We start from the raw sequence: 945 nt of genomic DNA on the forward strand, positions 1-945 counted from the left end.
TGCCCGGCACCGGCCGGCAGCGCCCACCGCAGCGAGGCCGCACTGGAACTCGCCGCGTCCCGGCACGAGTTGTGGCGCCTCACCGCGGACACCGCACACCTCACCGCCGCACTCGGCGTCCTCGGCGGCCCGTCGGACCCGGACGCCCACTGGCCCGCACCCCTGCGCCGGGCGCGGCTGCTGCGCCGCGGACGCCTGCTGCTGGACCTGGACCGGCCGGGGGAAGCGGTACCCGAACTCCGCGAAGGATGCGCCCTGTTGGACAGTGAGGGCGCCCCCGACGCCGTACGCGGACCTGCCCTGCTGGATCTCGCCCGCGCCCTGCACGCCTCCGGGGCCGACGGATCCGAGGCGCACGACGCCCTCGTACGCGCCGAACGCGCCGCGGCCGACGACCCGGCCCTCCGTCTGTCCTGTCTCGCCGCCCGGGCCGCCTTCCACGACGCCGCGGGCGACCACCCGGCGGCCGACGAGGCGTACGAGACGGCAGCCATGCTCGCCCCGCCGGACAGCGTCCGGCGCTGCGAACTCCTCACCGCCTGGGGCGAGTCGCTGCTCCGGCGCTCCTCCCGTCCGGACGGCGCCGGCATCGTCGACCGCGCCGAGAACGTCCTGCGCGAGGCACTCAAGGCCCTGCCCGCGCGGTCCGCCCAGCGCGGCAGACTCCAGGGGCTCATCGGGAGCGCGCTGGCCCAACGGTTCCGGCACCTGGGCTTCCTGCCGGACCTGTACGAGAGCCGGCATCTGCTGGGGCAGGCGGTGCGGGCCGCCTCCGACGGCGTACAGGCCGAGTCCTGGCTCCAGTTGGGGCGAGTGCGCCTCGAACTCTGGCACCGCGCCGGGGCGCCCGTCCTGGCCGACGCGCTCCAGCCTGTTCACCGAGGCCCTCCTGAAGAGCCTCGCCGGCGCCGCGAGCGACGATCCCGAGGGCGACTGGCGGGTCGA

Annotated in this window: 1 pseudogene; it reads left to right on the forward strand. The window is 76.5% G+C overall.

Going from position 1 to position 945, the window contains the following annotated elements:
- Window positions 1-945 (forward strand): annotated as a pseudogene (locus tag O3Q52_RS53575) (hypothetical protein); the annotation flags it as partial.

The organism is Streptomyces sp. ActVer, assembly GCF_027270795.1.
GTDB lineage: Bacteria > Actinomycetota > Actinomycetes > Streptomycetales > Streptomycetaceae > Streptomyces > Streptomyces umbrinus_A.